Raw genomic sequence first — 1229 nt, forward strand, 5'->3', positions numbered from 1 at the left:
CGTATTCCAAGATCAAATCCAAACTTATTTCAACCTTTTTCAAGCAGCGAATTTTTGTAAAACCACGTATGGTGTCCCTCTTTTAACCACAGAGAATGCCCTTGCCAAAAGTTTGTTCCTGACATTGTTCAAAGCAACCATCTTAGGCTTCCCTTCCGCTATTTTCCGTTTATAGTACGCCCTGAGTTCCGGATCATGTTGTATCGCCGATATACCGGCCATGCTCAACAAAGTCTTCATCTTCCTGTCCCCTATCCAATGACACTGTTTCCTTTTTCGCAAACTACTGCCGGATTGATGGTCATAGGGAGCCAGGCCACAATAACTCGAAAATTTTCTCCATGAATCGAATTGTCGGAAGTTTTGGGTGTGATAGAGCAGCTGGCACGCCACCACAAAACCAATCCCACGTAAAGAAAGCAACAGTCCGTAATTGCCCGACAATTCCTCATCCTCCCTTAATATCTGATCCATTCTAGCCTCAATGGCCTTGACCTGTTTATCAAGTGAAGCTATCGCCCTCTTGATGGAAATACAGCCTATATCCGTGGAAGGACTCCCCAACAAATGCTCCATCTCCTTTAAGGTGCCCAATAGCCCCGCCCTATTGCGTACCATTTGATCACGAAGGCCCAATAATCTCCCTAACTCCTGATAAACCAAACTCTTTGCCTCGCTCACGGTCAGTTCTTCCCTGCACAACCAGGCATATCTTGCTATGAGCCGGGAATCCACCTTGTCAGTCTTTTCCCTTACCAGACCCAGGGATCTTTTTATCCTCAACGGATTCTCCTCTACATAATCAACACCTTGCCTACTTAAATAGCAAGACAGTTTCAAGGAATAGTTCCCCGTGTTTTCAAAACAGTAAAAAAAGGAGTCCTTTACTTCTTTTCCCACCCAGGACAACATGGAACGATAACCCCTTATGTCGTTCGTAAACACCTTGTGCTTGCCCAATAGATGACAGCTAACGTCTAAAGTCTTCTTTGATACATCGATACCAATGGCTTCTTTGTAATTTTTCATAATTTTAAAATTGACGGTTAAATTATGTTGCAAAAACTATTTCCTTTATTGGGTGCTACAACACCTGGTATTCCAATTGGTTCTATGCAACTTTTAGGAGAAAAGAGGACTGATACGTCTAGTAAGGCTTAACTTAGAGACCGTTTTAGTTCTCCTCTTTCTCTTATTTAATATATAAATTCAAAGTAAAGGAGACCGTT

At 42.4% G+C, this 1229-nt stretch carries 1 protein-coding gene; it reads right to left on the bottom strand.

The annotated features are described in order from the left end of the window. Positions 1-39: 39 nt before the first annotated feature. On the bottom strand, positions 40-1029 hold the full coding sequence (locus EZV76_RS16780) for an IS110 family RNA-guided transposase (protein WP_136567684.1): 990 nt from the start codon (positions 1027-1029) through the stop codon (positions 40-42). Between the last annotated feature and the right edge of the window lie 200 nt (positions 1030-1229).

The sequence above is a fragment of the Flagellimonas alvinocaridis genome (assembly GCF_004916895.1).
Lineage (GTDB): Bacteria > Bacteroidota > Bacteroidia > Flavobacteriales > Flavobacteriaceae > Flagellimonas > Flagellimonas alvinocaridis.

Bases quoted from the DNA above. Each gene is read 5' to 3' on its own strand.
- EZV76_RS16780 (WP_136567684.1), bottom strand. From the start codon at position 1,029: ATGAAAAATTACAAAGAAGCCATTGGTATCGATGTATCAAAGAAGACT.